This is a genomic window from Streptomyces sp. M-16 (assembly GCF_052114405.1).
In the GTDB taxonomy this organism is placed as follows: Bacteria; Actinomycetota; Actinomycetes; order Streptomycetales; family Streptomycetaceae; genus Streptomyces.
Window position 1 is genome coordinate 1 of record NZ_JBFRER010000113.1, and the last position, 25,938, is coordinate 25,938.

Here is a 25,938-nt window from a genome sequence, read left to right on the forward strand (position 1 = left end):
GGGTCAGGGCGGTGGCGGCGACGACGGCCGCGGCGGCGGCGCGGGCGCGGTGGGCTGCGAGCATGTGGGGGCGCTCCTCGGTCATGCGTTGACATGTACGCGATCAGATTCGGCCAGCGCCGCACCTATGTCTACTGGTCGGTAGGAAATTTTTGGTGGCCACGCGGTGAAGCCTCCCCCTCCGACCCCGCCCCGGACCCCCGGCGGGGCCCGGGGCGGGTCGGTTCGGGGTCCGGTCCCGCCTAGGGATCGCACTCCAGCACCGTGCGGCACAGCCCGCACCGCGCCCGCAGTGCCCCGCCGCCCGTCGGCACCCGCAGCCACTGCCCGCACACCGGACACGGGAAGCTCACCCGCACTTCCCCGTCCCCGCCCCGCCCGAACCGGTACGCCCCGTGCGCCGGTGCCGCCCCCGCCCGCCGGGCACGGGCGTAGCGCAGCCGTTCCGTCCGGCCCGCGCCGGCCAGGGGTGCCCGGCGCCACTCCCGGTCGGCGAGCGCGCGGCCTCGTACGTAGGCCTCGTAGGCCCGGGGGCTGGTGAACCAGGGGGAGGGGTCCTCCCCGAAGAGGCGGGCGCGGCGGGCGAGGACGTAGCCGAACTCCTCCGGGGTGAGGTAGCCGAGCTTCTGGTGGGTCAGGGCGTCCTCGCGGTAGGCGTCCAGCAGCAGCCAGCCGGCCCCGAGGAAGGCGGCGGCCGTGTCGGTGAGGACCTCGTCGTCGGCGGTGGTGGGGAAGCGCAGGCCGAGGCGGTGCAGCAGTACGTGCGCGGCCTCGTGGGCCAGGGCGGCCGCCAGGTCGCGGCGGTGGACGCGGAAACGGTCGTCGACCTCCACGAAGTACTCGGGACCCGCCGCGAGCTCCACGGTGGCCGCGTCCCGCATCGGCCGGAAGGCGACCACCATCCGCGCGTCGGGCAGCCGCAGCGCGCGCACCACGGCGGACGCCACCCGGTGCGCCCCCAGGTGCAGGTCCTCGTCGGGACCGAAGGCCGCCTCGGCGGGATCCAGGCTCGTGGCGTAGGCCCGGACCCCGTCGGCGGTCAGTGCGCGGAAGAGCGCGCGGATCGCCGCGCGGACCGTCTCCAGGTGCGGAAATCCGTGCTCGACCGGGCTGGTCCGGCGGCCGTCGTCCGTCATGCCGCCCCCCGGGCCGGAAGTTGTCCGAAAAGGCCTTCTTGAAGCCCGCGTCGACGCAGGAGTGTCATGGACGTGTCATGAATCCGATGGCGCGCACAGCCCAACCCCCCACGAAAGGCAGTGTGTTGACCGTGGCCACTCTCGCAAGAGTCCTCAAGCGCACCCTCGCCGCCGGCGCCGTGGCCCTCGCGGCCGTCAGCCTCCAGCCCACCGGCGCCAGCGCCGCCCCCGCCCCCGTCGTCGGCGGAACCCGCGCCGCCCAGGGCGAGTTCCCCTTCATGGTCCGCCTCTCCATGGGCTGCGGCGGCGCCCTCTACACCCAGCAGATCGTGCTGACCGCCGCCCACTGCGTCGACGGCTCCGGCAACAACACCTCCATCACCGCCACCGGCGGTGTCGTCGACCTCAACAGCTCCAGTGCCGTCAAGGTCAAGTCCACCAAGGTCCTCCAGGCTCCCGGCTACAACGGCAAGGGCCGCGACTGGGCCCTGATCAAGCTCGCCAAGCCCATCAACCAGCCCACCCTCAAGATCGCCGAGACCAAGACCTACGACAACGGCACCTTCACCGTCGCCGGCTGGGGCGCCGCCCGAGAAGGCGGCGGCCAGCAGCGCTACCTGCTCAAGGCCCAGGTCCCCTTCGTCTCCGACGCCTCCTGCCAGAGCTCCTACGGCTCCGACCTCACCCCCGGCGAGGAGATCTGCGCCGGCTTCGCCCAGGGCGGCGTCGACACCTGCCAGGGCGACTCCGGCGGACCGATGTTCCGCCGCGACGACGCCAACGCCTGGATCCAGGTCGGCATCGTCAGCTGGGGCGAGGGCTGCGCCCGCGCCGGCTACCCCGGCGTCTACACCGAGGTCTCCACCTTCGCCGCCGACATCAAGGCCGCCGCGGCCGGCCTGTAGCCCCGGCCCCGGCCTCCGCTCCCGCTCCCGCGCCTCCTCCTTCCGGCCGCCCCCGACGGGGCCGGAAGGGCGAGGCGCGCTGCCCCGAACGTGCGTAATGCCGGGGGAGCCGTCGCGCGCCCGGCCCACCGCCGCCCCCACCCCGTGACACCCTCCCGACGGCCCGCCGTGCGGTCGCGGGCCGACACCCGCCCCGGTCCGACGGGAAGGACCCACCGGCGGCAGCGGGCGACAGCGGGGAAGGCAGCGCATGACGATCAGCGTGGTCATCGCGGACGACCAGGAGATGGTCAGGACCGGCTTCCGGATGATCCTCGAAAGCCAGCCGGACATCGAGGTCCTCGCCGACGTCGTCGACGGAGAGGCCGCCCTCGCCGCCGTCGCCGAGCACCGGCCCGACGTCCTCCTCCTCGACATCCGCATGCCCCGGCTCGACGGACTCGAAGTCACCCGCCGCCTCTCCGGCAGCGACGGCCCGCGCATCGTCATCGTCACCACCTTCGACCTCGACGAGTACGTCCACGCCGCGCTCCACGGCGGCGCGTCCGGCTTCCTCCTGAAGGACGCGAGTCCGGCCATGCTGGTTGAAGCCGTCCGGGCGGCGGCCGCCGGCGACGCCCTCGTCTCCCCGGCGATCACCGTACGGCTGCTGCGCGAGATGGCCCCGCGCACCGCCGCCGCCCCGGCCGCCCGCCGCCCCGCCGAACCCCTCACCGAACGTGAGCGGGAGGTCGTACGCTGCGTCGCGCGCGGGCTGACCAACGCCGAGACCGCCGCCGAACTGTACGTGTCCCTCTCCACCGTCAAGACCCACCTCGCCAACGTCCAGGCCAAGCTCGACGCCCGCAACCGCGTCGAGATCGCCGCCTGGGCCTGGGAGAGCGGCCTCGCCGCCGGCCCCGCGTGACCCCCCGCCGCCGGCCCCCGCACCGGCCCGGCCCCCCACCACCCCCCGGCCCCCCGGCCCCCACACCCGGCGCCCGTACCGGCCCGGCCCCAGTCCGGCCGCCCGCCTCCGCGCCCGTCACCCCGACCGGCCCGCCCCCGCCGCACGGCACCGCGCACCCGGCCCCGGGCCGCCCCGGCAGACGATCCGCCGCTGCACCCGCTGCACCCGCTGCACCCGCTGCACCCGCTGCACCCGCCGCAGCCGGCACCCGTACCGGCCCGCGCCCAGCACCCGGCACCCCCACCGGCCCGCGCCCAGCGACCGGGGCCGCCCCGTGAGCCCGCTCGCGGCGTGGTCGCGGCGGCATCCCCGTGCCGCCGACCGGATCCGGATCCTGCTCCCCCTGCTCCTCCTCGGCCTCGTCACCTTCGAGGGCGTCGCCCTCGCCCGCCAGCCCAGCTTCCCGCACGCCGCCGTCTGGACCTCCGGCATCCTCGTCTGCCTCAGCGCCRCCCCCTGGCCCGGCCTCCCCCTCCTCGCCCGCGCCTGGTTCGCCGCCGCCACCACCTGGACCGTCACCCTCCTCCTGATCTTCGGCAACCCGCCCGACGTGGTCTGGGGCGCCGGCGAGGCCATCGGCCTGCTCGTCCTCCTGTCCCAGGTCCTGCTCCGCGCCCCCGTCCGCACCGCCGCCGTCCTCGGCCCCCTCCTCGGCCTCGGCTGCATGGCCGTACCCGTCCGCGACACCGACCCCGGCCGCTTCACCCTGCTCTTCTCCGTCCTCGCCGTCGTCGTCGGCGCCTACTCCCTCCTGCTGCGCCTCCAGGCCGTCCAGCGCGTGCGCGAGCTGCGCGCCGTACGCACCGCCGAACGCCTGGAGCTCGCCCGCGAGCTCCACGACCTCGTCGCCCACCACGTCACCGGCATCGTCGTCGAGGCCCGCGCCGCCCGCTTCACCAAGGTCACCGCCGAACGCGCCGCCGAGATCTTCGGCCGCATCGAAACCGCCGGCGGTGAGGCACTCGGCTCCATGCGCCGCCTCGTCACGATCCTGCGCCAGGAAGACGCCGCCCCCGCCGGCACCACCCCCGTCGCCGGCCTCGCCGACCTGCGCCGGCTCGCCGAACGGTTCTCCGCCACCGGCCCGCCCGTCGTCCTCTCCATCGAGGAGGGCCTCGACGACCGCCTCCCCGACCACGTCGCCGCCACCGCCCACCGCATCGTCCTCGAAGCCCTCACCAACGTCTCCAAACACGCCGCCACCGCCACCGCCGTCCGCATCGGCCTGCGCACCGTGCCCACCGGCCTCGAAGTACGCGTGGCCGACGACGGCGGCCGCCCCGCCCGGCTCTCCGACAAGGCCCGCGGCGGCGGCTACGGCCTCGCCGGGATGACCGAACGCGCCGAAGCCCTCGGCGGCTCCCTCACCGCCGGTCCCGCCCCCGAAGGCGGCTGGCTCGTCACCGCCGTCCTGCCCCTGTGAGGCCCCCGTCTCACGGACCGACTGGACGCGGTACCGGCCGCCCCCGCCACGTATTCTCGGGAACCATGAACAACAGCGACATCGACGAGGTCGACGAGAACGTCACCGCCGAACTGTCCCGACTGCGCGACAGCATCGACAACATCGACGCGGCCGTGGTCCACATGCTCGCCGAGCGCTTCAAGTGCACCCAGCAGGTCGGCCACCTCAAGGCCAAGCACCAGCTGCCCCCGGCCGACCCGGGCCGCGAGGCCAGCCAGATCGCCCGACTGCGCCAGCTCGCCGAGAACGCCAAGCTCGACCCGGCCTTCGCCGAGAAGCTCCTCAACTTCATCATCGCCGAGGTCATCCGCCACCACGAGACGATCGCCGCCGGCGAGGACCAGTAACCGGAACCCCCGCCCCCGGTGCCCCCGGCGGCGGGGGCACCGCCCGCCCCCTGGGCCGCGCCACGACCGTCAGGCAGCATGGGCCCCATGTCCGCACTGACGCGCAACGAAGCGCAGCTCCGAGCCCAGCTCCTCGACGTCCACCACTACGCCGTCACCCTCGACCTCACCACCGGCGACGAGAACTTCGACTCCACCACCCTCATCAGGTTCACCGCCCGCACCAGTGGTGACACCTTCGTGGAACTGAAGCCCGACGAACTGCGCTCCGCCACGCTCGACGGCCACCCCCTCGACCCGGCCACCCTCGACGACGGCCGCCTCCCGCTCACCGGCCTCACCGCAGGCCCCCACGAGCTGCGCGTCGACGCCCGCATGCGCTACTCCCGCACCGGCGAGGGCCTGCACCGCTTCACCGACCCCGCAGACGGGGAGACGTACGTCTACTCCCAGATGTTCATGGACGACGTCCAGCGCGTCTTCGCTGTCTTTGACCAGCCCGACCTCAAGGCCGTCTTCGAGTTCACCGTCACCGCCCCCGCCCACTGGAGCGTCCTCGCCAACGGCATCACCACCCGCACCGGCGACCGCGACACTGACGGCGCGGGCATCTGGACCTCCGCCCCCACCCCCGTCATCTCCACCTACCTCGCCGCCGTCGCCGGCGGCCCCTGGCACAGCATCACCACCGAACACGCCGGCCTCCCCTTCGGCCTCCACTGCCGGCGCTCCCTCGCGCCCTTCCTCGACGCCGACGCCGACGAGATCCTCTCCGTCACCACCGCCTGCTTCGACCGCTACCACGAGAAGTTCACCGAGCCCTACCCCTTTGACTCCTACGACCAGGCCTTCGTCCCCGAGTTCAACGCGGGCGCCATGGAGAACCCCGGCCTCGTCACCTTCCGCGACGAATTCGTCTTCCGCTCCGCCGTCACCGACACCGAGCGCCAGACCCGCGCCATGGTCGTCGCCCACGAGATGGCCCACATGTGGTTCGGCGACCTCGTCACCCTCGCCTGGTTCGACGACATCTGGCTCAACGAGTCCTTCGCCGAATACATGGGCTACCAGACCCTCACCGAAGCCACCCGCTTCACCGACACCTGGACCGAGTTCGGCGTCACCCGCAAGGCCTGGGGCTACGACGCCGACCAGCGCCCCTCCACCCACCCCGTCGCCCCCGGCCCCGACGACGTCCCCGACACCGCCTCCGCCCTCCTCAACTTCGACGGCATCTCCTACGCCAAGGGCGCCTCCGCCCTGCGCCAGCTCGTCGCCTGGCTCGGCGAGAAGGACTTCCTCGCCGGCATCAACACCCACTTCGCCCGCCACAAGTTCGCCAACGCCTCCCTCGCCGACTTCGTGGACTCCCTCGCCGCCCACACCGACCGCGACGTCCACGCCTGGGCCGAGATCTGGCTGCGCACCACCGGCGTCGACACCCTCACCCCCCACATCGAGGACGTCGCCACCGGCGACGGCCCCGGCGGCTGGACCCTCACCGTCGACCGCGACGGCAGCCGCCCCCACCGCATCACCGCCGGCACCTACACCCTCGCCCCCGACGGCCTCCTGGAACGCGCCGAACTCCTCGACCTCGACGTCCCCTCCGACGAGGTCCTCTCCGTCAGCGGCCCCCGCCCCGCACTGCTCGTCCTCAACGACGGCGACCTCACCTTCGCCAAGGTCCGCCTCGACGACACCTCCCTCGAAACCGCCCTGCGCGGCCTCTCCCGCATCCCCGACCCCCTCACCCGCGCCGTCGTCTGGGGCGCCCTGCGCGACATGGTCCGCGACGGCGAACTCGAACCCGAGGCCTACCTCGCCACCGCCGAGGCCCACCTCCCCGGGGAAACCGACCTCGCCGTCGTCCAGGGCGTCCTCACCTTCGCCCGCACCCACGTCGCCGACCAGTACACCGACCCCGACCGGCGCGCCGCCGCCCTCGCCACCCTCGGCTCCATCGCCCGCGACCTCCTGCGCCGCACCGAGGACGGCAGCGACCCCGGCCTGCGCCTCGCCGCCGTACGCGCCCTCATCTCCTGCGCCACCCAGCCCGACACCATCGCCGCCTGGCTCGCCGACGGCTCCATCGCCGGCGGCCCCGCCCTCGACCCCGAACTGCGCTGGAGCATCCTCGCCCGCCTCGCCGTCCTCGGAGCCGTCGACGAAGCCGCCGTCGACGCCGCCCTCGCCGCCGACCCCAGCGCCACCGGACAGGAAGGCGCCGCCCGCTGCCGCGCCGCCCTGCCCACCCCCGAGGCCAAGGCCGCCGCCTGGCAGCGCCTCTTCCACGACGACACCCTGTCCAACTACCTCTTCACCGCCACCGCCCAGGGGTTCTGGCAGCCCGAACAGGCCGACCTCGTACGCGAGTACGTCCCCCGCTTCTACCCCGACGCCGTCGCCCTCGCCGCCCGCCGCGGACCCGCCATCGGCCAGGCCGCCGGCCGCTGGGCCTTCCCCGCCCACGCCGTCGACGAGGCCAACCTCCAGGCCGGCCGCACCTGCCTGGAAGACCCCGCCATCCTGCCCCTGCTGCGCCGCCAGCTCGTCGACCGGCTCGACGACCTCGCCCGCGCCCTGCGCGTGCGCGGAGCCTGATCAGCGCAGACAGCCCACCACCCGCACCGACACCCGGGCCGTGGCCGTCAGGCCACTGTCCGGATCGGTGGCGGTGAACGTCAGCGGATACGTCCCGTCGGGCAGCAACGGCACCACGAAGCCGCCCGACGGGCCCGCCCCCAGCACCACCGGCCCGTCCGGCCCCGTCAGCCGCCAGTCTGTGTACTGCGGATCGCTCAGCGGCCGGTCCCCCGGCCGCGTCCGCGCCGTCCCCGCGAACACCTCCTCGCAGCCGCGCCGCAACTGCCCGCCCGCGCCCGGCCGCTGGATCGACACCACCGGCGGCTGCGGCTGCGCAGGGGGACCGGAGGAGGTACGGCCCGGCGTCCCCGGGACGCCCGTGCCGTTCGGGGCGCCCGACGTACGGGAGGACGGCGACGGCGCGGGGGAGCGGCCCGGGGCCGACGGGGTGCCCGCACTCCCCGACACCCCGGGGGACGCCCCCGGCGAGACCGTGACCGCCGTCGGCCCGGGCGGCACCACCGCCGCCGACGGCAGGTCAGGCCGTACGGGGACCGGCGCCGACGCCCCCTTCGAGGGCGAGGTCGGCGTCCCCGGGACCGACCCGCACACCACGGCCGCCACCAGCGGCTGCCCGGCCGGCATCGCCGACGGCCGCAGCTGCTGGTCGTCCGCGCCGTGCGCCCGCTCGTCGAAGTACCCGTTGCCCGTCCACGTCTCCCGGTCACTGTGCTCGATCCACACCGAATCCCGGTACAGGGCCCCCGCCCGCTGCTGGTTGACCCCCGTGACGTGCCAGTCCTTCACCGTCCGGCCCGACGGCACGCCCGCCGCCACCGGAGCGTCCGCCGACGCGTACAGCCAGCCGTCCCCGAAGAACCGCTGCGGGGCCTCCAACGCCCCCGACTCGTTGCCCGCCGGGAACCGGAAACCGCCGCCCACCACCAGCCGCCCCTTCGGACAGCGCACCACCGCCTCGGCGGCGCCACCCGCCGCGACCGGCACCTCCACGCTCGCCACCGACCAGTCGTTCACCTTCACGCACACCGGCCGCACCCCGACCGCGAAATTGGCCTGCGGCGGCTGCGGATCCACGATCCGCGTCCTGCGCACCACGTCCAACGAATCCGACATCGGGAAGGAACGATTGCTCAACTCCGTCCCCGGATTCACCGACACCTCCCAGAAAGCGGCGGTACCCCTGCCCGCCCCCGGCATCAGCCGGTCCAACGGCACCGGCGCCACCGCACGGTCGCCCAGGATCCGCCCCGCCCGGAACTCCGCCCCCACCATCGTGTAACCGCCGCCACAGGACGGCGTCGCCACCGCGTTCCCCGGCACACCCGCCAACGGCCCGTCCGTCGTCAGATCGTGGATGTTCCCGTCGAAACGGGAATTCGGCAACTTGTTCGGGCGATCCCGGAACGCGTGCGCCCGCCACGTGAAGTCCAGACCCGGCTCCAGCTCCGCCTTCGCGTTCACGCACAACGCGTACGAGGTCAACGTCGCCCCGTCCGACCCCGGATTGAACGCCGACGCCAGCCACGCCCCGCCGATGAAATGACTGTTCGTCGCAAAGCCCGTCCCCGCGATCGCGTAGCCCCCGCCGATCGCCGTCTCGTGCGCCAGACACCCCGCGACCGTCAACCGCTCCCCACCCGCCGGAACCGGTACGGACGTGCTCCGCTCGACCACCGCCACCGCGTCCGGCCCCCGCGACACCCACCACACCCCCGCCCCGGCCGCCGCCGACACGACCAGCACCCCCGCGGCCACCACCCCCACCGCCTTGGCACCCACCGCGCCGCCCACCCTCGCGAACACCCCGGAACCCGCCATCGACCGCCTCCAGCCGCGCACTTGTGGGCCGTGGGCAATGTAATCCCGCCACGCCCCACATCCCAGAGCCGCGCGACCCACGACTTCCCCACCCCCCGCCCCGCCCCACCGGACTCCACCGCCCACCCGGCCCGCACCCACGTCCCACGGCCACCCCACCGCCCCGCACCCCGCGGCCACCCCACCGGGACCCGGTCCGCCGACCCCGACCCCGACCCCCCAAAAACAAAGAGCGACGGCCGGAAATCGACCCCGGACCCACCCCGGCGGTTACCCCATTCGGGTCTGATCGTTGTACCGGCCGGGTGTCCCGCCCAGCCTCGGCCACGCAGCGCCACGCCCCGCCCAGCCCCCGGAGGCCCCATGACCGTGCCCACGCCCGCGCCGACGCCTCCACTCGCGGGCGGCCGCCACGGCGCCGACGCGCTGCGCCCCCTCCTCGACACCGCCCTCACCGCCCTCGCCACCGGCGCCCGGGAACGCGGCGGACCCCTCCCCGCCGGCGGCCCCGACACCGTCGCCGCCCGCGTCGACGCCGCACTGGGCGACGTACTCCCCGCCCACGGCACCGGCGACCACGAAGCACTCCGCACCCTCGTGCACACCCTCACCGCCGGCGCCGCCGACCCCGCCGACCCCCTGTGCGCCGCCCACCTGCACTGCCCCCCGCTCGCCGTCGCCGCCGTCGCCGACCTCGCCGCGAGCGTCCTCAACCCCTCCCTCGACTCCTGGGACCAGGCCCCCGCCGCCTCCGCCATCGAAGCCCACCTCACCCGCACCCTCGCCACCGAGCTCTACGGCACCCCCCGCGCCGACGCCCTCCTCACCACCGGCGGCACCGAAGCCAACCAACTCGCCCTCCTCCTCGCCCGCGAACGCCACGGCCCCCACCTGACCGTCCTGCACGGAGCCAACGCCCACCACTCCATCCCCCGCGCCGCCTGGCTCCTCGGCCTGCCCCCCGCCCGCACCCTCCCCACCCCCACCGGCACCCTCGACCCCGCCACCCTCGCCGAAGCCCTCACCCACACCCCCGGCCCCGTCCTCGTCACCGCCACCGCCGGCACCACCGACGCCGGACTCATCGACCCCCTCACCCCCCTCGCCGACCTCTGCGACCGGCACGGCGCCGACCTCCACATCGACGCCGCCTACGGCGGCACCCTCGCCCTCAGCCCCCGCCACCGCCACCGGCTCGACGGACTCACCCGAGCCCGCTCCCTCACCCTCGACCTGCACAAACTCGGCTGGCAACCCGTCGCCGCCGGCCTCCTCGCCGTCCGCGACACCACCGACCTGACCCCCCTCGCCCACCAGGCCGACTACCTCAACGCCACCGACGACACCGACGCCGGCCTCCCCGACCTCCTCGGCCGCTCCCTGCGCACCACCCGCCGCCCCGACGCCTTCAAGATCGCCGTCACCCTGCGCTCACTCGGCCGCGACGGCCTCGCCCACCTCATCGACCTCACCTGCGCGGCAGCCCACCGGCTCGCCGACCTCCTCGACGCCCACCCCGGCTTCGAACTCCACGCACACCCCACCCTCACCACGGTCCTCTTCCGACCCACCCCCACGGACGACGACCAGCTCGCCACCCTGCGCCGCACCCTCCTCCAGGACGGCACCGCCGTCCTCGGCCGCGCCACCGCCGACGGCCGCCTCTGGCTCAAGGCCACCCTCCTCAACCCCCACACCACGGCCAGGGACCTGGACACCCTCGTCGCCCTCCTGGAAGGCAGAACCCACCGATGACCGCCCAGCTCGATACCCCCCATGACCTCGTCGGAATCGGCATCGGCCCCTTCAACCTCTCCCTCGCCGCCCTCGCCCACGGCCTCCCCCAACAAGGCATCGGCACCCTCGCCACCGCCTTCTACGACCAGCGCCGCGACTTCCGCTGGCACCCCGGCCTCCTCATCGACGGCGCCACCCTCCAAGTCCCCTTCCTCGCCGACCTCGTCACCCTCGCCGACCCCACCAGCCCCTGGACCTTCCTCAACTACCTCAAGCACAAGGAACGGCTCTTCCCCTTCTACTTCGCCGAGCAGTTCCACATCCAACGCGCCGAATACGACGCCTACTGCCGCTGGGTCGCCGGCCGCCTCCCCGGACTCCACTTCGGCCACCAGGTCGACGCCGTCCGCTGGAACCCCGAACGCGACCTCTTCGAAGTCGACTACACCCAACTCGACACCGACGGAGAAGCCGAAGCCCTCGGCCGCACCTACACCCGCAACCTCGCCCTCGGCATCGGCACCGCCCCCTACGTCCCCGAACCCCTGCGCCCCCTCGCCGACGCCCCCACCGTCCCCGTCATCCACTCCGCCGACTACCTCGACAACCGCCAGCGCATCCTCGGCGCCGACCACGTCACCGTCATCGGCTCCGGCCAATCAGGCGCCGAAGTCTTCCTCGACCTCCTCCGCGCCCGCCCCCACGGCCGCGAACGCCTCACCTGGCTCGCCCGCACCCCCTCCTTCGCCCCCATGGAGTACTCCAAACTCGGCCTCGAACACTTCACCCCCGACTACACCCGCTACTTCCACGCCCTCCCCGAACCCGTCCGCGACCAGCTCGTCCCCGCCCAATGGCAACTCCACAAGGGCATCGACGCCGCCACCATCGCCGCCATCCACGAAGAGCTCTACCGCCGCACCCTCCACGGCGGCTGGCCCGACACCGTCCTCACCCCCGGAGTCAGCGTCCGCACCGCAGGCCGCGTCGCCACCACCAAGGTCGAACTCCACATCGAACACACCCAGCAGGGCACCCGCTCCCGCCTCACCACCGACGCCGTCGTCCTCGCCACCGGCTACCGCGAACGCCCCCTCACCAGCCTCCTCGCCGGCCTCGACCCCTACCTCCGCAAGGACTCCTCCGGCCGCCCCCGCATCGACGACCGCTACCGGATGATCCTCGACCCCTCCGTCACCGGCAGCGTCTTCGTCCAGAACGGCGAACGCCACACCCACGGCGTCGGCGCCCCCGACCTCGGCCTCGCCGCCTGGCGCAGCGCCGCCATCCTCAACACCCTCACCGACAAGGAGCCCTACCCCCAACCCCACCGCACCGCCTTCACCACCTTCGGCCTCGAACAGCGCGAACACACCCGCCCCCACCCCGCCGGCGAACTGCTCCCGCTCGTCGAACACCCGTAAAGACCCCGGCCAGGACACCGGCCGGCCGACACCGGCTGGCACAGCCCACCCCGGCACCGGGGACACCCCACCCCGCCCGCACGCCCCCAGAACGGACCGGGGGCCGGAGTCCGCCACCGCGGACCCCGACCCCCACCGGAACACCGGACCCTAGAAGACGGGCACCCCGGCCCGCGTCAGCCGCCAGTCCACCGACGCGAACGCCGCCGGATCCACCGTCCCCCTCGCCTTCACCCACTGGATGATCGTGTTACGGATTTCCTCCGAATTCGCCCACAACTGCTGCGCCTTCGGCACGTGCGGGAAGTTCCCGCCCCCCGACGCCCGGTAGTTGTTCACCGCGAACACGAACCGCGCCGCCGGATCCACCGACTTCCCCTGGAACGACAACCCCACGATCCGCGACCCCACCGGCTGCGCGATGTCGATGTCGTACGACAGCCCGTACACCGCGTCGTAGTTGTAGTCCGGAACGCTCTCCGAATTCGTGATCTTCGCCGGATCCACCACACCACCCGGCGCCGTCTGCACGTAGTACCGCGCCGAATACTCCAGATAGTCCTTCAGCTGCGCACCCGTCAGCAGCCGCGCCTCCAGCGTGTTCTCGAACGGATACAGCCCCGCCGCATCCTTGATCGTCACCTGCCCGGCCGGAACCACCGCCGTCCGCGAGAAGCACGACGCCTGCGACAGCACCGGCAGCGCCGCCCACTGCGAACCCGCCAGAGCCGCCTTCACCGTCTCCGCCTGCACGTGATTGATCAGATCGATGATCGGCACGTCCTTCACCGGACCCTCGGCCGATGACATCGCCTGCGTCGACGTACCGATCACCTGGTTCACGTACGCCACCACCTTGCGGTGCTCGTCCGACAGCAGCCGCACGATCTTCGGATCCTCGACCGCCGTGTTCGAGTTCAACACCTTCGCCGAGACCTTCGCCACCGACCAGCGGCCCTTCTCCCACACCAGCTCGAAGTCGAACAGCGTCAACCGCTGCCCCCACTTCAACGGCTCCGACAACACCACGTCCTTGCCGGTCGCCTTGTTCTTCACGCGGTACTCCGGGATCTCCGTGTGCGCGTGACCCACCAGGATCGCGTCGATCCCCGGCACCTGCTCCGCCACCAGCCCGGCCGCGTTCTCGATGTACGGCAGCTGGTCCCCGTACGAAGACGTACCGCTCGACCCCGAATGCGCCGACACGATCACCACGTCCGCACCCATCGAACGCAGCTTCGGCACGTACTTCGCCGCCTGCTCCTCCAGACCCGGGAACGTCATCTTCCCCGCCACGTTCGCCTTGTCCCAGATCGCGATCCCAGGATTCGTCAACCCCAGCACCGCCACCTTCACGTCCCGCCCGTGCGGCGTCCGCAACCGGTGCATGCTGTACGGCGCGAACGCCGGCCGCAACGTCTTCGCATCCAGCGCGTTCGCCCCCAGCAGCGGGAAATCACACTGCTCCTCGAACTTCCGCAGCACCGGAATCCCGTAATTGAACTCGTGGTTCCCCAGCGCCGCCGCGTCGTACCCGATCGCGTTCATCGCCTGCGCCATCGGATGCACCGGACCACGACGCGCGGTGATCGGATCCACCTTCGCGTAGTAGTACGACAGCTGCGTCCCTTGGATCGTGTCACCCGCGTCGATCATCAACGTGTTGCAACGGCCCTTCTCGGACCGCACCTGGTTCACCAACGTCGAGATCTTCGCCAGACCCACATCGTTGTGCGCCTTGTCGTCGAACTCCTTGTCCGTGAAGTAGTCCCAGTTGAAGACGTTCCCGTGCAGGTCCGTCGTCCCCATCACCGTGAACGCGTACGTCCGCGGCCCCTTCGACGCCCCCTGCGCCTCCTGCGCGGCGGCCGGGGTGCCCGCGGCCCCCGCCAGCGCGACGGCCGCACCGGTCGCGGCCGATGCCCCCATGAACTTCCTACGGTCGAACGCCATGCCATCTCCCCTTTTGAGGCGTGAACAACGCGCGTAGATTCTGACCCACGGGTAACAACCAGCAACACCCCCGGCAGGTTTCGATCCGATGACCACACCCCCACGAATGACAGTGCGACAGTGAATCCATGACCCAGGACGCCACGCACCAGCCCTACGGAACCCCCGACACCCCCCGCGTCGCCGTCCGCGGCGAAGCCAGGCTCGAAGTCGACCCCGAAATCGCCCGCATCGGCATCACCGTCAGCGCCCGCGGCACCGACCGCCGCAGCGCCCTCGACGACCTCACCCGCCGCAACAACACCGTCCTCGAACTCCTCAAGAGCTACGGCGAACCCGTCGAGAAAATCGAAACCGGCGCCTTCTCCATCACCCCCGAACTCACCCGCCACGGCCGCGGCGAACGTATCCGCGCCTACCACGGCCGCGTCCACATCACCGCCGAACTCAACGACTTCACCGCCCTCGGCGAACTCACCACCCGCCTCGCCGACCAGGAACTCACCCAGGTCGACGGCCCCTGGTGGGCCCTGCGCCCCACCTCACCCGCCCACGGCGAAGCCCGCCGGCAAGCCGTCCTCGAAGCCGTCCAACGCGCCCGCGAATACGCCCAGGCCCTCGGCGCGAACCTCGCCGCCCTCGTCGAACTCGCCGACCTCGGAGCCGAGAGCGCCGCCCCCGTCGCCATGGCCGCCCCCGGCGGCATGATGCGCGCCATGTCCTTCGGCGGCACCGAGGACGGCGGAGCCCCGCCCCTCGACCTCGAACCCCAGCGACAGACCGTCTACGCCCAGGTGAACGCCCGCTTCACGATGACCCCGCCGCAGCTCTGAGACCCGCCCCGGACCCGCCTCCGGACCCGCCCCGAAACCCGCACAAAACGCCGAACCGGTGCCCCGTCGGGGGTGCTCATCAGAGCACCCCCGCGCACATTCAATATTTGTCAACAACCTTTTGCCCAAAGGTTGTTGAGTAGACACCCGGAACCAATTTCCTACTGTCTGGTAGGGGCATACGCTCAACCCATGCGCCGAGCGAAAATCGTATGTACCCTGGGCCCCGCCACCGACTCATACGACCAGATCAAAGCCCTGGTCGAAGCCGGAATGGACATCGCCCGCCTCAACCTCAGCCACGGCACCTACGCCGAACACGAGGAGCGCTACCAGCGCGTACGCAAGGCCTCCGACGAGACCGGCCGCAGCGTCGGCATCCTCGCCGACCTTCAAGGCCCGAAGATCCGCCTCGGCCGCTTCCGCGAAGGACCCGTACTCCTTGAACGCGGTGACGAATTCACCATCACCGTCGAACACCACGAAGGCGACCGCCACACCTGCGGCACCACCTACCCCGGCCTCGCCAACGACGTCACCCCCGGCGAACGCATCCTCGTCGACGACGGCCGCGTCACCCTCGAAGTCACCACCGTCGACGGACCCCGCGTCCACACCCGCGTCATCGAAGGCGGCATGGTCTCCGACCACAAGGGGCTCAACCTCCCCGGCGTCGCCGTCTCCGTCCCCGCCCTCTCCGACAAGGACATCGAAGACCTCCGCTGGGCCCTGCGCACCGGCGCCGACGTCATCGCCCTCTCCTTCGTCCGCAGCGGCCACGACATCGAAGACGTCCACCGCATCATGGACGAAGAGGACCGCCGCCTCCCCGTCATCGCGAAGATCGAAAAGCCCCAGGCCGTCGACAACATCGACGACATCGTCGCCGCCTTCGACGGCATCATGGTCGCCCGCGGCGACCTCGGCGTCGAAATGCCCCTGGAGCAGGTCCCCATCGTCCAGAAGCGCGCCGTCAAACTCGCCAAGCGCAACGCCAAGCCGGTCATCGTCGCCACCCAGATGCTCGACTCGATGATCGACAACTCCCGCCCCACCCGCGCCGAAGCCTCCGACGTCGCCAACGCCGTCATCGACGGCACCGACGCCGTCATGCTCTCCGGCGAAACCAGCGTCGGCAAATACCCCGTCGAAACGGTCCGCACCATGGCCCGCATCGTCGAAGCCGCCGAAGAGGACATCCTCGCCAAGGGCCTCCCGCCCCTCACCGACACCAACAAGCCCCGCACCCAGGGCGGAGCCGTCGCCCGGGCCGCAGCCGAAATGGGCGACTTCCTCGGCGCCAAATTCCTCGTCGCCTTCACCCAGAGCGGAGACACCGTCCGCCGGCTCTCCCGCTACCGCTCACCCATCCCCCTCCTCGCCTTCACCCCCGACGCCGCCACCCGCTCCCAGCTCAACCTCACCTGGGGCGTCGAAACCTTCCTCGGCCCCCACGTCGACTCCACCGACGCGATGGTCGCCCAGGTCGAGGAAGAACTCCTGCGCATCGGACGCTGCGTCCCCGGCGACGTCGTCGTGATCACCGCCGGCTCCCCGCCCGGTGTCAGCGGCAAGACCAACCTCGTCCGCATCCACCACATCGGCGACGCCGTCCGCTAGTCCGCTCCCTCCCCGCTCACCGGACCGCGGCGGGATCACCGACGGCTGATCCCGCCACCGCCCCGGGAGCCGACTCCCGGCCCCCTGCGTCTTGACGTTTCGAGCACGCTCAAAACGATCAAGGGGTGGACGTGGGGAAGAGCCGACGGAGCGCGAGGGTGGCCTACCTGATCACCGACTTCGGCGGCCCCCACGTCCTGTAGCCGCGCCCGGCAGGTGTCACCAGCCGAACCGCCGGTCCACCTCCGCCGCGAACTCCTCGAAGGTCAGCACCGAGTCCCCGTTCGCGTCGGCCGCGTCGAACAACGCCGACGACGCCTCCGCATCCCCGACCGCCCAGAACGGCAACTCCCCCCGCGCCGCCAACGTCGGCCCCTTGCTCCGCAACGCCGAGATCACCTCCGCGCGCGTGAGCTGCCCGTCATGGTTGAGATCCAGTGCGTCGAACAGCACTCGTGCCTTTTCGCTCATACCCCGACTCTAGGCGAGCGGTGCCTCAGTACTTGGGCCCGATGTGCAAGTCCATGAGCGCGACGGATCCCTTCCGGGCGATGGAGACGTTGAAAGGATCGCTGCCTCTCGCGAGCACCGTCCACTGCACCCCGACCTTGGTGAGGGTGTCGGTGCACAGCCTCCGGATGTCGTCCGACTTGTTGGTGAAGAAGTAGCGCGGATATTCGTAGCGCTTCCGCTCGCCGCCGACCATCCGTGTGGTCCAGTTTGTGATCCGGCACCCGTCAGAGTGGATCAGTCCCCGGATGAAGGCCCAGGGGTACGCGTCGACGATCTCCTGTTGCCAGCCTTCCAGGGCGATCCGTCGCTCATGCTTCCGGCCCGGCCCGTGCTGCGGGAACAGGCACGGCAGGTGCTTGAAGTACACCTTGATGTTGTGTGCGCCCGGAGTGCGGACGCGGCAGGTCGCATTGTGCGGGAACACCGCTCGCAGGGCGGCCTCGGCTTCGTCTTGAATGCCCGGCCATGAGTCGTCGAGGGTGATCATCAAGCTCGGCACCTTGTGCTTCGCGTAGTGACTGATGTGCCCGTCGCCGAGATAGAGGCCCAAGAGGTAGGCGTAAGCGGCCGGGTCGAGTTCTCGCCCGTCGCACCTGGGGCAGAGGAGGGACGGGCGTATCCCGACGACCTCACCGCGCTTCGCGCGGTCCTTGTGCTTCCAGTAGCTGATGGTCCCCAACGGGACGTCGAGCTGCCGGGCAACGTCCGCGTTCCTCGCGCCACCGCGTAAGAGGGACAGGGCCGTCTGGCGTACTTCGAGCGTGTGGAATTCCATGACACAACCGTGCGTGACGGTTCGTGTCTATGTGTAGCAAAAAGCGAACGTTCACGCGAAGGTGAACGTCCGCTTTTCGGACATGTGCCGGGTGCGGGACTCGAACCCGCAAGCCCTCACGGGCAGATGTGTTTGAGACATCCGTGTATGCCATTCCACCAACCCGGCAGGGCTGCTCGTCGGAGTGTACCGGGTGACCATGCGGCGGCGCTGCTAGGTAGGCTCATACAAGCAGCAGAGCCCCGCAAAGAGGAGCCCCCGTGACCGCCGAGCACGAGTCGACGCCCACGCCCGACGCCGACCAGTCGCACGTTCCGCCGCTGACGACCCGGGTCGTCATCGCCGAGGACGAGGCGCTCATCCGTCTCGATCTGAAAGAGATGCTCGAAGAGGAGGGGTACTCCGTCGTCGGTGAGGCCGGGGACGGTCAGACGGCCGTCGAGCTCGCGCGCGAGCACCGCCCCGACCTGGTGATCCTCGACGTGAAGATGCCCGTCCTCGACGGGATCTCCGCGGCCGAGAAGATCGCGGAGGAGTCCATCGCGCCCGTCCTGATGCTGACCGCGTTCTCGCAGCGCGACCTCGTCGAGCGGGCCCGGGACGCCGGTGCCATGGCGTACCTGGTGAAGCCGTTCAGCAAGAGCGACGTGGTCCCGGCCATCGAGATGGCCGTCTCCCGCTTCGCGGAGCTGAAGGCGCTGGAGAAGGAGGTCGCGGACCTCTCCGCCCGTCTGGAGACCCGCAAGCTCGTCGACCGGGCGAAGAGCATCCTGCAGACCCAGTACGGGCTGACCGAGCCGGCCGCCTTCCGGTGGATCCAGAAGACCTCCATGGACCGCCGCATGTCGATGCAGCAGGTCGCCGAGGCGGTCATCGAGGACGCCGAGGAGAAGAAGCAGAACGCCGGGAAGTAGGAACGAGAACACGCGTGAGGCCCGTCTCCCCCCGAGGGGAGACGGGCCTCACGCGTGAGCGGGGTGGCGGGGACTAGTCCTCGCCGAGGTAGGCCTTGCGGACGTCCTCGTTGACGAGGAGCTCGCGGCCGGGGCCCGACAGGACGATCTTGCCGATCTCCATGACGTGGCCCTGGTYGGCCAGGGACAGCGCGGCCTGGGCGTTCTGCTCGACGAGCAGGATCGTGGTGCCGGCCGCCTTGAGTTCGGCGATCGTGGCCATGATCTTCTGCATCATGAGCGGCGAGAGGCCCATGGAGGGCTCGTCGAGCATGAGCAGCTTCGGGCGGCACATGAGCGCGCGGCCCATGGCGAGCATCTGCTGCTCGCCGCCCGAGAGGGTGCCGGCGGCCTGCTTGCGGCGCTCGCCCAGGATGGGGAAGAGCTCGTAGGCGCGGTCGATGTCGTGCTGGATGCCGGCCTTGTCGTTCTTCAGGTACGCGCCGAGGAGGAGGTTGTCCTCGATGGTCATGCGCGGGAAGATGTGCCGGCCCTCGGGGGAGTGGGCGAGGCCGAGGGCGACGATGTCGTGCGCCTGGACCTTCTTGAGGGACTTGCCCTCGAACTTGATCTGGCCGCCGCGCGGTTTGATCAGGCCGGAGAGGGTGCGCAGGGTGGTCGTCTTGCCGGCGCCGTTCGTCCCGATGAGGGTGACGATCTCGCCTTCCTGGACGCTGAAGGAGATGCCCTTGACGGCCTCGATCTTGCCGTAGGCGACGCGGAGGTCTTCGACCTCGAGGAGGGCGGTCACTTGGCTTCTCCGTCCGTGCTGGTGGTGCGGTTGTGCTGCGCGGCTTCGGTCGCGGGGGCCGGGGTCGCGGCCTCCGTGGCGTCCGCTTCCGCGGTCTCGGTGGCCTCGGCGGCGGTGGCGTCGGCCTCCGCAGCCTGGGCCTCCGCGGCCTCCGGCTCCGCAGCGTCGGCCACGGGCTCCGCGACCTCGGCCTCGGCCTCCGGCTCCGCAGCCTCGGCCACGGCCACGGACTCGGCCTCCGGTTCCGCAGCCTCGGCCACGGCCACGGACTCGGCCTCCGGTTCCGCAGCCTCGACCACGGGCTCCGCCGCCTCCGGGGCCACGGCCACCGCGGCGCCGGCCTCCGCCGCCGCGACCTCCGCGGCCTCCTCGGCGCCGGGGGCGCCTTCGAAGGGCTCGCCGAGGTAGGCGGCGATGACGCGCTCGTCGCTCTGGACCTCGGTGGCGGTGCCTTCGATGAGCTTCTGGCCCTGGACGAGGCAGGCGACGCGGTCGCAGAGGTTGAAGATGAAGCGCATGTCGTGCTCGATGACGAGGACGGCGATGCCCTTGTCCCGGATGGCGAAGATGAGCTCTTCGGCGGCCCGGGTCTCCTGCGGGTTCATGCCGGCGGTGGGCTCGTCCAGGAGGATGAGGCCGGGGTCGCTGGCGAGGGCGCGGGCGATCTCCAGCTTGCGCTGCTCGCCGTAGGGGAGGTTGCGGGCGAGGTGGTCGGCCTTGTGGTCGAGGCCGATGAACTCCAGGAGTTCCATGGCCCGCTGGCGGCTGGCTTCTTCGGCGCGGCCGAAGCTGGGCAGGCGCAGGAGGGCGGACCAGAGGCCTTCCTTGGTGCGGGTGTGGCGTCCGACGAGGACGTTTTCCAGGACCGTCATGTTGTTGAAGAGACGGATGTTCTGGAAGGTGCGCGCGATGCCGGCGGCGGTGACCTTGTAGGACTTGGGGGGCAGGACCGTGCCCTTGTACCGGACTTCGCCCTCGGTGGGGATGTAGAGGCCGGTGAGGCAGTTGAAGAAGGTGGTCTTGCCGGCGCCGTTGGGGCCGATGAGGCCGACGATCTCGCCGCTGCGGACGGTCAGGTCGACGTTCTTGACGGCGGTGAGGCCGCCGAAGCGCATCGTGACGCCGCGGGCGTCGAGGACCGTCTCGGTCGTCGTGGTGGTGGTCATGGATCAGGCCCCTGTCTTGCCGAGGACTGTGGGCGCTTCGAGGTCCTTGTGGAGTTCGAGCTGGTTGCGCCGGTTGGGGATGAGGCCTTCGGGGCGCAGACGCATCAGGACGACGAGTGCGATGCCGAAGACGAGGAGCTGGTACTCGCCCAGGAACTGGAGCTTGTTGGGGATCATGAAGAGGAGGGCGCCGCCGACGAGGGGGCCGGAGATGGTGCCCATGCCGCCGAGGACGACCGCCGCGAGGAGGAAGGCGGAGTTCGGGGGGACGGCGTTGGCGAAGACGTACTGGTCCGGGGTGACGGTGTAGTTCACGTGGGCCTGTACGGCTCCGGCGAGGCCGGCGAGGGTGGCGCCGAGGGCGAAGGCGATGAGCTTGACGCGGAAGCCGTTGATGCCCATGGCTTCGGCGGCGGTCTCGTCTTCGCGGATGGCGACCCAGGCGCGGCCGATGCGGGATTCGGCGCTGCGGCGGAAGACCATGATCACGATGAGGGTGACCAGGAGCATCAGCAGGAAGTAGTTGGCGAAGCGGCCGACGGTGAATCCGAGGATGCTGTGGCTGGCGCCGAAGTCGAAGCCGAAGAGATCGACGTTGGGGACGCCGGCGATGCCGTTGGGGCCGTTGGTGAGGTCGGGGCCGGAGACGCCGTCGAGGTTGTTCATGGAGATCCGGAAGATCTCTCCGAAGCCCAGGGTGACGATGGCGAGGTAGTCGCCGCGCAGGCGCAGGGTCGGGGCGCCGATGAGGACGCCGAAGACCATGGAGGCGACCGCGCCGAGGAGGATCGCGGCCCAGAAGGGGAAGTGCACTCCGAAGGGGGAGTTGGGGGAGCCGGAGACCAGGGCCGCGGTGTAGGCGCCGACGCCGAGGAAGGCGACGTAGCCGAGGTCGAGGAGGCCGGTGAGGCCGACGACGATGTTCAGGCCGAGGGCGACGGTGGCGAAGATGAGGATGTTGACGCCGAGGGTCGCGTACTGGTCGTCGGTCTGGGTGAGGGGGAAGGCGGCGGCCGCGACGAAGGCGCCGACGAGGGCGACGTTGCGGTGCTTGGTGGTGAGTGCGGTGAAGCGGGCCACCAGGCCGGCCTTGTTGAGCGCGGTGAAGCCGAAGCCGGCGGCGATCAGGAAGCCGATGAAGAGTTCCTGGTACGGGGTGGTGACGCCGTAGGTGAAGACGCCGAGGCCGACGGCGAGGACGGCGGTGATGATGAGGATTTCGGCGTAGGCCGGGAGGGTGCGGGCCGGCTTGGGGGTGCCGCCGGCGTGGGCTGCCTTGGTGACGGCCCAGGTGTTGCCGATGTTGTGCTTGGTCTGCTCCCACCAGGTGTCTTCGGGGTCCGCGGGGTCGCCGGCGGGGCGTTCGAAGGGGAGGGAGCGGGCGCCGAGGTAGGCGGCGAGCGCGGTGACGAGGGCGACGAACGCGCCGGGTTCCAGGTTGACCAGGCCGCCGAGGGTGTCGCTGATCGCCCAGGCGGTGTAGGCCATGGTGAGCAGGGTGCCGAGGGCGGAGAGCTTGATCGCGGCGTCGGCTCCGGCGGGGGTGAGCCAGCGCAGGCCCTTGACGCCGTAGGAGGAGAGGCCGAAGAGGGTGGTGAGGGCGCCGCCGACGAGGACGAGCCACTGGAGGCCGCCGGGGTATCCGTAGACGGTGAGGTCACCGGGGAAGGCGGAGGTCCAGGTCCAGGCGAGGAAGCAGGATATGACGGTGAGGGCGCCGCCGGCGGTGGCGAGGGCGCGGGCGGTCTTCTCGGGGAGGGAGATTCCCGCGCGGCCGGTTCCCGCCGTCTGCTGCGTGGTGTCCGTGGTGGTAGTCGTCATGGTTCTCACGCCCTGTCGGCCACGCGCTCGCCCAGCAGACCCTGGGGTCGGAAGAGCAGCACGAGGATGAGGAGTACGAACGCCCAGGTGTTGCCCCAGGACTGGCCGCCGAGCTGGCTCATGCCGGGGACGTCGGCGATGTAGGCGGTGGTGAGGGTTTCGGCGAGGCCGAGGACCAGGCCGCCGATCATGGCGCCGTAGATGTTCCCGATGCCGCCGAGGACGGCGGCGGTGAAGGCCTTGAGGCCGAGGATGAAGCCCATGCGGTAGTTGACTTCGCCGTACTTGAGGCCGTAGGCGACGGCTCCGACGGCGGCGAAGGTGGCGCCGAGGGCGAAGGCGACCGTGATGATGCGGTCGGTGTTGATGCCCATGAGCTTCGCGGTGTCGGGGTCCTGGGCGGTCGCCTGCATGCCGCGGCCGGTGCGGGTCTTCTTGACGAAGAAGCCGAGGAAGGCCATGGAGATGGGGGCGGCGATCAGGAGGAAGACGTCACCGGTCTGGATGGTGATGCTGCCGAGGTGGAAGGGGCCGCCGGGGATTTCGGGGAAGACGACGGAGGACTTCGCGTCGGGGTACCAGGCCCATACCGCCTGCTGGAGGACGATGGAGAGGCCGATGGCGGTGATGAGCGGTGCGAGGCGGGGTGCGCTGCGGAGGGGGCGGTAGGCGAAGCGTTCCGCGCCGACGGCTATGAGGGTGGCGACGAGGATGGCGCCTATGAGCATGAGGGGCAGGGCCACCCACATGGTGGTGCCACCGGGGAGCATCAGCCAGACCGTGAGGGCTCCGAACCCGCCGGTCATGAAGATCTCGCCGTGGGCGAAGTTGATGAGCTGGACAATGCCATAAACCATCGTGTAGCCGATGGCGACGAGCCCGTACATGGATCCCAGTAGCAGGCCGTTGACCAGCTGTTGCGGCAGTTCGTGCACCGCAGGTCCTCCGAGTCTTTCGACGGATGTGACACCGCGCGGGGCGCAATGGTGCGCGCCCCGCGCGGCAAAGATGAGGGGTGAGGGGCTAGCGAGCTAGCGGGCTAGCCGTTGGAGGTCAGCCGCCGTAGGTGCCGGACTCGACGGACTTCCACTCGCCGCCGTCGACCTTGTAGACGGTGAGCTGCTTGTTGGTGGCGTCGCCGAACTCGTCGAAGGAGACCTTGCCGGTCACGCCCTCGAAGGAGACGCCCTGGACGGCTTCGAGGACCTTGGCGCGGGCGTCGGAGGGGAGCTTGCCGTTGTTGGCGTCGACGACCTTCTTGACGGCCTCGATGACGGCCCAGGCGGAGTCGTAGGAGTAGCCGCCGTATGCGGCGAAGGGGTCCTTGTAGCCGGCCTTGGTGTAGTTGGCCACGAACTCCTTGGCGGAGGGCAGGCTTTCGACGGGGGCGCCGACGGAGGTGGAGAAGTCGCCGGTGGCGGCGTCGCCCGCGAGCTCGACGAACTTCTTGTCGTAGATGCCGTCGCCGCCGACGAGCGGGATGTTGGCGCCGGAGGCCTTGATCTGCTTGCTGAGCGGGCCGGCCGCGGGGTACTCGCCGCCGTAGTAGACGACGTCGGCGCCGGAGCTCTTGACCTGGGTCACGATCGCGGAGAAGTCCTTGGACTCCGGGTCGATGTGGCCTTCGCCGGCGACCTGGCCGCCGAGCTTGGTGAACTCGCCCTTGAAGGTTCCGGCGAGGCCGGCGCCGTAGGTCTTCTTGTCATCGATGATGAAGACCTTCTTCTTGCCCGCCTTGTTGAAGAGGTACTGCGCCGCGAACGGGCCCTGGATGGCGTCCGTGGTGGCGGTGCGGAAGTAGCTCTTGTAGGTGCGGACCTTCTGGCCTTCGGCCCACTTGGGGCCCTGGGTCAGGGACGGGCTGGTGTTGGCCGGGGAGATCTGGGCCAGCTTGGCGTCGTCGAAGACCTTCTGCATGGACTCGGAGACCGAGGAGTTGAGCGGGCCGACGACGCCGAGGACGTCCTTGTCGGCGGTGAGCTTGGTGGCGTTCTGCTGGCCGGAGGAGGCCTGCGCCTGGTCGTCGAGGGCTTCGATCTTGAAGGTGACGCCCTTGACGTACTTCTTCTCGTTGGCCTGCTTGGCGGCCAGGTCGGCGGAGTTCTTGATGCCGAGGCCGAGGGCGGAGAGGTCGCCCGTCAGGGGGGCGTCGACGCCGATGACGACCGTGGTGTTGCCACCGTCGCCGGCGGTGCTGCCGCCGTCGCGGGAGCCGCAGGCGGTGAGGGTGAGGGCGCCCGCGGCGAGAGCGGCGGTTACGGCGATGAGCTGACGATGACGCACGATCAGTCCTTTCCAGGCGCCGCGTCCCCCGTGGGACGCGTCGAGTCGAACGCGGGGAACCGAACTGAATCGAATCCGGCGGTCGCGGTAACTGGCGGTGACTCTAGGCGGCTCTTAGGGGGATATGGAGGGCTGAGGCCAATGATGTGACTCTCTTGTTATGCCACGGCGTAATACATAGCGGATCTGTGCGGGTGGAACGGGGGAATTCAGGCCGGTTCGTCGCGTCCGCATGTTGAGACGGGTGAGGACTGTGGGGTGCTTTTGGTCCTGTCACGCCAGGACCCTGGGGGGTTTTGGTCATGACGGCGCAGGTGTGCCGTTGTCTCGATCTTCGGGACAGGCCCTGGTCAGCGCGACGGAAAGATCTCGCGCATATCGGTCACCGGGGATGTAACTGTGATCCTCTTTCTGGAATCCATTACTCAGGGTTACTTCCAGGAATGGCAGGCTGGAATTCCGTGCTACATGCACGCAGTCTTTCGCCTGAATCGTCAGGATCAGCTCGCGGACTTCTCCCGCCGCGACCGTGACCGGCAGGCGTGGCCGGATCGTCACGCTCAGTGCCCCCGACGGCTGGCTGATTCGCTCCACCGTGATGGCCGGCCCGGACGAGGTCCGCACACGCACAGTGAACGCGAAGGCGGTTCCGGCCGGGGCCGGATCCAGCGGTTCCCCGTACGTCAGGGACAGCGCCTGGGAGGGGGGAGGCGGCGCCACGGGCGGAGGTGTCTGCGGCCGGGTCGCGTACCAGCGGGCGGTGCCCGCGGCCAGAACGGCCGCGGCTCCCAGCGCCACCAGGACCCGCCGGTGGCGCGCCGCCGCCGCACGGGCGCGGTCGAGCCACCGGCCCGCGGGCGTACGGGGGCCCGGGCGCGGCCC

Annotated in this window: 21 protein-coding genes and 1 tRNA gene; 10 read left to right on the forward strand and 12 right to left on the reverse strand. The window is 71.0% G+C overall.

The genetic code is table 11. The features are described from left to right. Positions 1-242 precede the first annotated feature (242 nt). Complete coding sequence (locus tag AB4039_RS33930; protein ID WP_442272568.1) at positions 243-1,136, reverse strand: hypothetical protein; 894 nt, start codon at positions 1,134-1,136, stop codon at positions 243-245. A gap of 86 nt (positions 1,137-1,222) precedes the next feature. On the opposite strand from AB4039_RS33930, the gene AB4039_RS33935 reads away from it, so the two are divergent. The 5 genes from AB4039_RS33935 to pepN all read left to right on the forward strand — a co-directional run bounded on the left by AB4039_RS33935 (position 1,223) and on the right by pepN (position 7,406). After that, positions 1,223-2,041: a S1 family peptidase gene (locus tag AB4039_RS33935; RefSeq protein WP_442272569.1), complete on the forward strand. Its 819-nt coding sequence runs from the start codon at positions 1,223-1,225 to the stop codon at positions 2,039-2,041. Positions 2,042-2,291: 250 nt separating this feature from the next. Continuing rightward, positions 2,292-2,948, forward strand: coding sequence for a response regulator transcription factor (locus tag AB4039_RS33940; RefSeq protein ID WP_266838468.1), 657 nt, complete (start codon positions 2,292-2,294; stop codon positions 2,946-2,948). 316 nt (positions 2,949-3,264) lie between these two features. Further along, positions 3,265-4,413: a sensor histidine kinase gene (locus AB4039_RS33945; RefSeq protein WP_442272570.1), complete on the forward strand. Its 1,149-nt coding sequence runs from the start codon at positions 3,265-3,267 to the stop codon at positions 4,411-4,413. 65 nt (positions 4,414-4,478) lie between these two features. Continuing rightward, positions 4,479-4,802, forward strand: a complete 324-nt coding sequence (locus AB4039_RS33950) for a chorismate mutase (RefSeq protein WP_030242160.1) — start codon at positions 4,479-4,481, stop codon at positions 4,800-4,802. An 87-nt stretch (positions 4,803-4,889) separates the two neighbouring features. Continuing rightward, positions 4,890-7,406: an aminopeptidase N gene (gene pepN, locus AB4039_RS33955; protein WP_442272571.1), complete on the forward strand. Its 2,517-nt coding sequence runs from the start codon at positions 4,890-4,892 to the stop codon at positions 7,404-7,406. On the opposite strand, the gene AB4039_RS33960 is transcribed toward pepN, so the two are convergent. Then, positions 7,407-9,227 (reverse strand): hypothetical protein, encoded by a 1,821-nt coding sequence (locus AB4039_RS33960; protein WP_442272572.1) that lies wholly within the window; start codon positions 9,225-9,227, stop codon positions 7,407-7,409. A gap of 363 nt (positions 9,228-9,590) precedes the next feature. Between AB4039_RS33960 and AB4039_RS33965 the strand changes: the two genes are divergently transcribed. After that, positions 9,591-10,982, forward strand: coding sequence for a pyridoxal phosphate-dependent decarboxylase family protein (locus tag AB4039_RS33965; protein WP_442272573.1), 1,392 nt, complete (start codon positions 9,591-9,593; stop codon positions 10,980-10,982). Continuing rightward, a complete protein-coding gene (locus AB4039_RS33970; protein ID WP_266838463.1) occupies positions 10,979-12,388 on the forward strand; it encodes a SidA/IucD/PvdA family monooxygenase in 1,410 nt (469 codons plus the stop codon). The genes AB4039_RS33965 and AB4039_RS33970 overlap by 4 nt, the downstream gene beginning before the upstream one ends. A gap of 150 nt (positions 12,389-12,538) precedes the next feature. On the opposite strand, the gene AB4039_RS33975 is transcribed toward AB4039_RS33970, so the two are convergent. Continuing rightward, positions 12,539-14,341: a bifunctional metallophosphatase/5'-nucleotidase gene (locus AB4039_RS33975; RefSeq protein ID WP_442272574.1), complete on the reverse strand. Its 1,803-nt coding sequence runs from the start codon at positions 14,339-14,341 to the stop codon at positions 12,539-12,541. Between the two features lie 128 nt (positions 14,342-14,469). Between AB4039_RS33975 and AB4039_RS33980 the strand changes: the two genes are divergently transcribed. Both AB4039_RS33980 and pyk read left to right on the forward strand, forming a co-directional pair. Next, positions 14,470-15,174: an SIMPL domain-containing protein gene (locus AB4039_RS33980; protein ID WP_266838461.1), complete on the forward strand. Its 705-nt coding sequence runs from the start codon at positions 14,470-14,472 to the stop codon at positions 15,172-15,174. A gap of 192 nt (positions 15,175-15,366) precedes the next feature. After that, positions 15,367-16,794 (forward strand): pyruvate kinase, encoded by a 1,428-nt coding sequence (pyk, locus tag AB4039_RS33985; RefSeq protein WP_266838460.1) that lies wholly within the window; start codon positions 15,367-15,369, stop codon positions 16,792-16,794. Between the two features lie 219 nt (positions 16,795-17,013). On the opposite strand, the gene AB4039_RS33990 is transcribed toward pyk, so the two are convergent. The 3 genes from AB4039_RS33990 to AB4039_RS34000 form a co-directional block, all read right to left on the reverse strand. Further along, on the reverse strand, positions 17,014-17,265 hold the full coding sequence (locus AB4039_RS33990; RefSeq protein WP_442272575.1) for an EF-hand domain-containing protein: 252 nt from the start codon (positions 17,263-17,265) through the stop codon (positions 17,014-17,016). Between the two features lie 25 nt (positions 17,266-17,290). Beyond that, positions 17,291-18,082, reverse strand: coding sequence for a helix-turn-helix domain-containing protein (locus AB4039_RS33995; protein ID WP_442272576.1), 792 nt, complete (start codon positions 18,080-18,082; stop codon positions 17,291-17,293). Positions 18,083-18,167: 85 nt separating this feature from the next. Further along, a tRNA-Leu gene (locus tag AB4039_RS34000) sits at positions 18,168-18,250 on the reverse strand. Positions 18,251-18,342: 92 nt separating this feature from the next. On the opposite strand from AB4039_RS34000, the gene AB4039_RS34005 reads away from it, so the two are divergent. Beyond that, a complete protein-coding gene (locus tag AB4039_RS34005; RefSeq protein ID WP_266838458.1) occupies positions 18,343-18,996 on the forward strand; it encodes an ANTAR domain-containing response regulator in 654 nt (217 codons plus the stop codon). 73 nt (positions 18,997-19,069) lie between these two features. On the opposite strand, the gene AB4039_RS34010 is transcribed toward AB4039_RS34005, so the two are convergent. The 6 genes from AB4039_RS34010 to AB4039_RS34035 form a co-directional block, all read right to left on the reverse strand. Then, positions 19,070-19,786 carry an ABC transporter ATP-binding protein gene (locus tag AB4039_RS34010; protein ID WP_442272577.1) on the reverse strand — a complete coding sequence of 239 codons (717 nt, stop codon included), beginning with the start codon at positions 19,784-19,786 and terminating at the stop codon, positions 19,070-19,072. Further along, positions 19,783-20,952 carry an ABC transporter ATP-binding protein gene (locus tag AB4039_RS34015; protein ID WP_442272578.1) on the reverse strand — a complete coding sequence of 390 codons (1,170 nt, stop codon included), beginning with the start codon at positions 20,950-20,952 and terminating at the stop codon, positions 19,783-19,785. The genes AB4039_RS34010 and AB4039_RS34015 overlap by 4 nt, the downstream gene beginning before the upstream one ends. A 3-nt stretch (positions 20,953-20,955) precedes the next feature. Then, entirely contained in the window at positions 20,956-22,773 is a 1,818-nt protein-coding gene (locus AB4039_RS34020; RefSeq protein ID WP_442272579.1) for a branched-chain amino acid ABC transporter permease, read from the reverse strand. A 5-nt stretch (positions 22,774-22,778) separates the two neighbouring features. Further along, complete coding sequence (locus AB4039_RS34025) at positions 22,779-23,708, reverse strand: branched-chain amino acid ABC transporter permease (RefSeq protein WP_266838454.1); 930 nt, start codon at positions 23,706-23,708, stop codon at positions 22,779-22,781. A gap of 118 nt (positions 23,709-23,826) precedes the next feature. Further along, a complete protein-coding gene (locus AB4039_RS34030; protein ID WP_266838453.1) occupies positions 23,827-25,056 on the reverse strand; it encodes a branched-chain amino acid ABC transporter substrate-binding protein in 1,230 nt (409 codons plus the stop codon). 300 nt (positions 25,057-25,356) lie between these two features. Further along, the coding region (locus tag AB4039_RS34035) for a Tat pathway signal sequence domain protein (protein WP_442272580.1) at positions 25,357-25,938 on the reverse strand (582 nt) is incomplete at its 5' end.

Coding starts and splice junctions, on each gene's coding strand:
- AB4039_RS33930 (WP_442272568.1), bottom strand. CDS start 1,136: ATGACGGACGACGGCCGCCGGACCAGCCCGGTCGAGCACGGATTTCCG.
- AB4039_RS33935 (WP_442272569.1), top strand. CDS start 1,223: ATGGCGCGCACAGCCCAACCCCCCACGAAAGGCAGTGTGTTGACCGTG.
- AB4039_RS33940 (WP_266838468.1), top strand. CDS start 2,292: ATGACGATCAGCGTGGTCATCGCGGACGACCAGGAGATGGTCAGGACC.
- AB4039_RS33950 (WP_030242160.1), top strand. CDS start 4,479: ATGAACAACAGCGACATCGACGAGGTCGACGAGAACGTCACCGCCGAA.
- pepN (WP_442272571.1), top strand. CDS start 4,890: ATGTCCGCACTGACGCGCAACGAAGCGCAGCTCCGAGCCCAGCTCCTC.
- AB4039_RS33960 (WP_442272572.1), bottom strand. CDS start 9,227: ATGGCGGGTTCCGGGGTGTTCGCGAGGGTGGGCGGCGCGGTGGGTGCC.
- AB4039_RS33965 (WP_442272573.1), top strand. CDS start 9,591: ATGACCGTGCCCACGCCCGCGCCGACGCCTCCACTCGCGGGCGGCCGC.
- AB4039_RS33970 (WP_266838463.1), top strand. CDS start 10,979: ATGACCGCCCAGCTCGATACCCCCCATGACCTCGTCGGAATCGGCATC.
- AB4039_RS33975 (WP_442272574.1), bottom strand. CDS start 14,341: ATGGCGTTCGACCGTAGGAAGTTCATGGGGGCATCGGCCGCGACCGGT.
- AB4039_RS33980 (WP_266838461.1), top strand. CDS start 14,470: ATGACCCAGGACGCCACGCACCAGCCCTACGGAACCCCCGACACCCCC.
- pyk (WP_266838460.1), top strand. CDS start 15,367: ATGCGCCGAGCGAAAATCGTATGTACCCTGGGCCCCGCCACCGACTCA.
- AB4039_RS33990 (WP_442272575.1), bottom strand. CDS start 17,265: ATGAGCGAAAAGGCACGAGTGCTGTTCGACGCACTGGATCTCAACCAT.
- AB4039_RS33995 (WP_442272576.1), bottom strand. CDS start 18,082: ATGGAATTCCACACGCTCGAAGTACGCCAGACGGCCCTGTCCCTCTTA.
- AB4039_RS34015 (WP_442272578.1), bottom strand. CDS start 20,952: ATGACCACCACCACGACGACCGAGACGGTCCTCGACGCCCGCGGCGTC.
- AB4039_RS34020 (WP_442272579.1), bottom strand. CDS start 22,773: ATGACGACTACCACCACGGACACCACGCAGCAGACGGCGGGAACCGGC.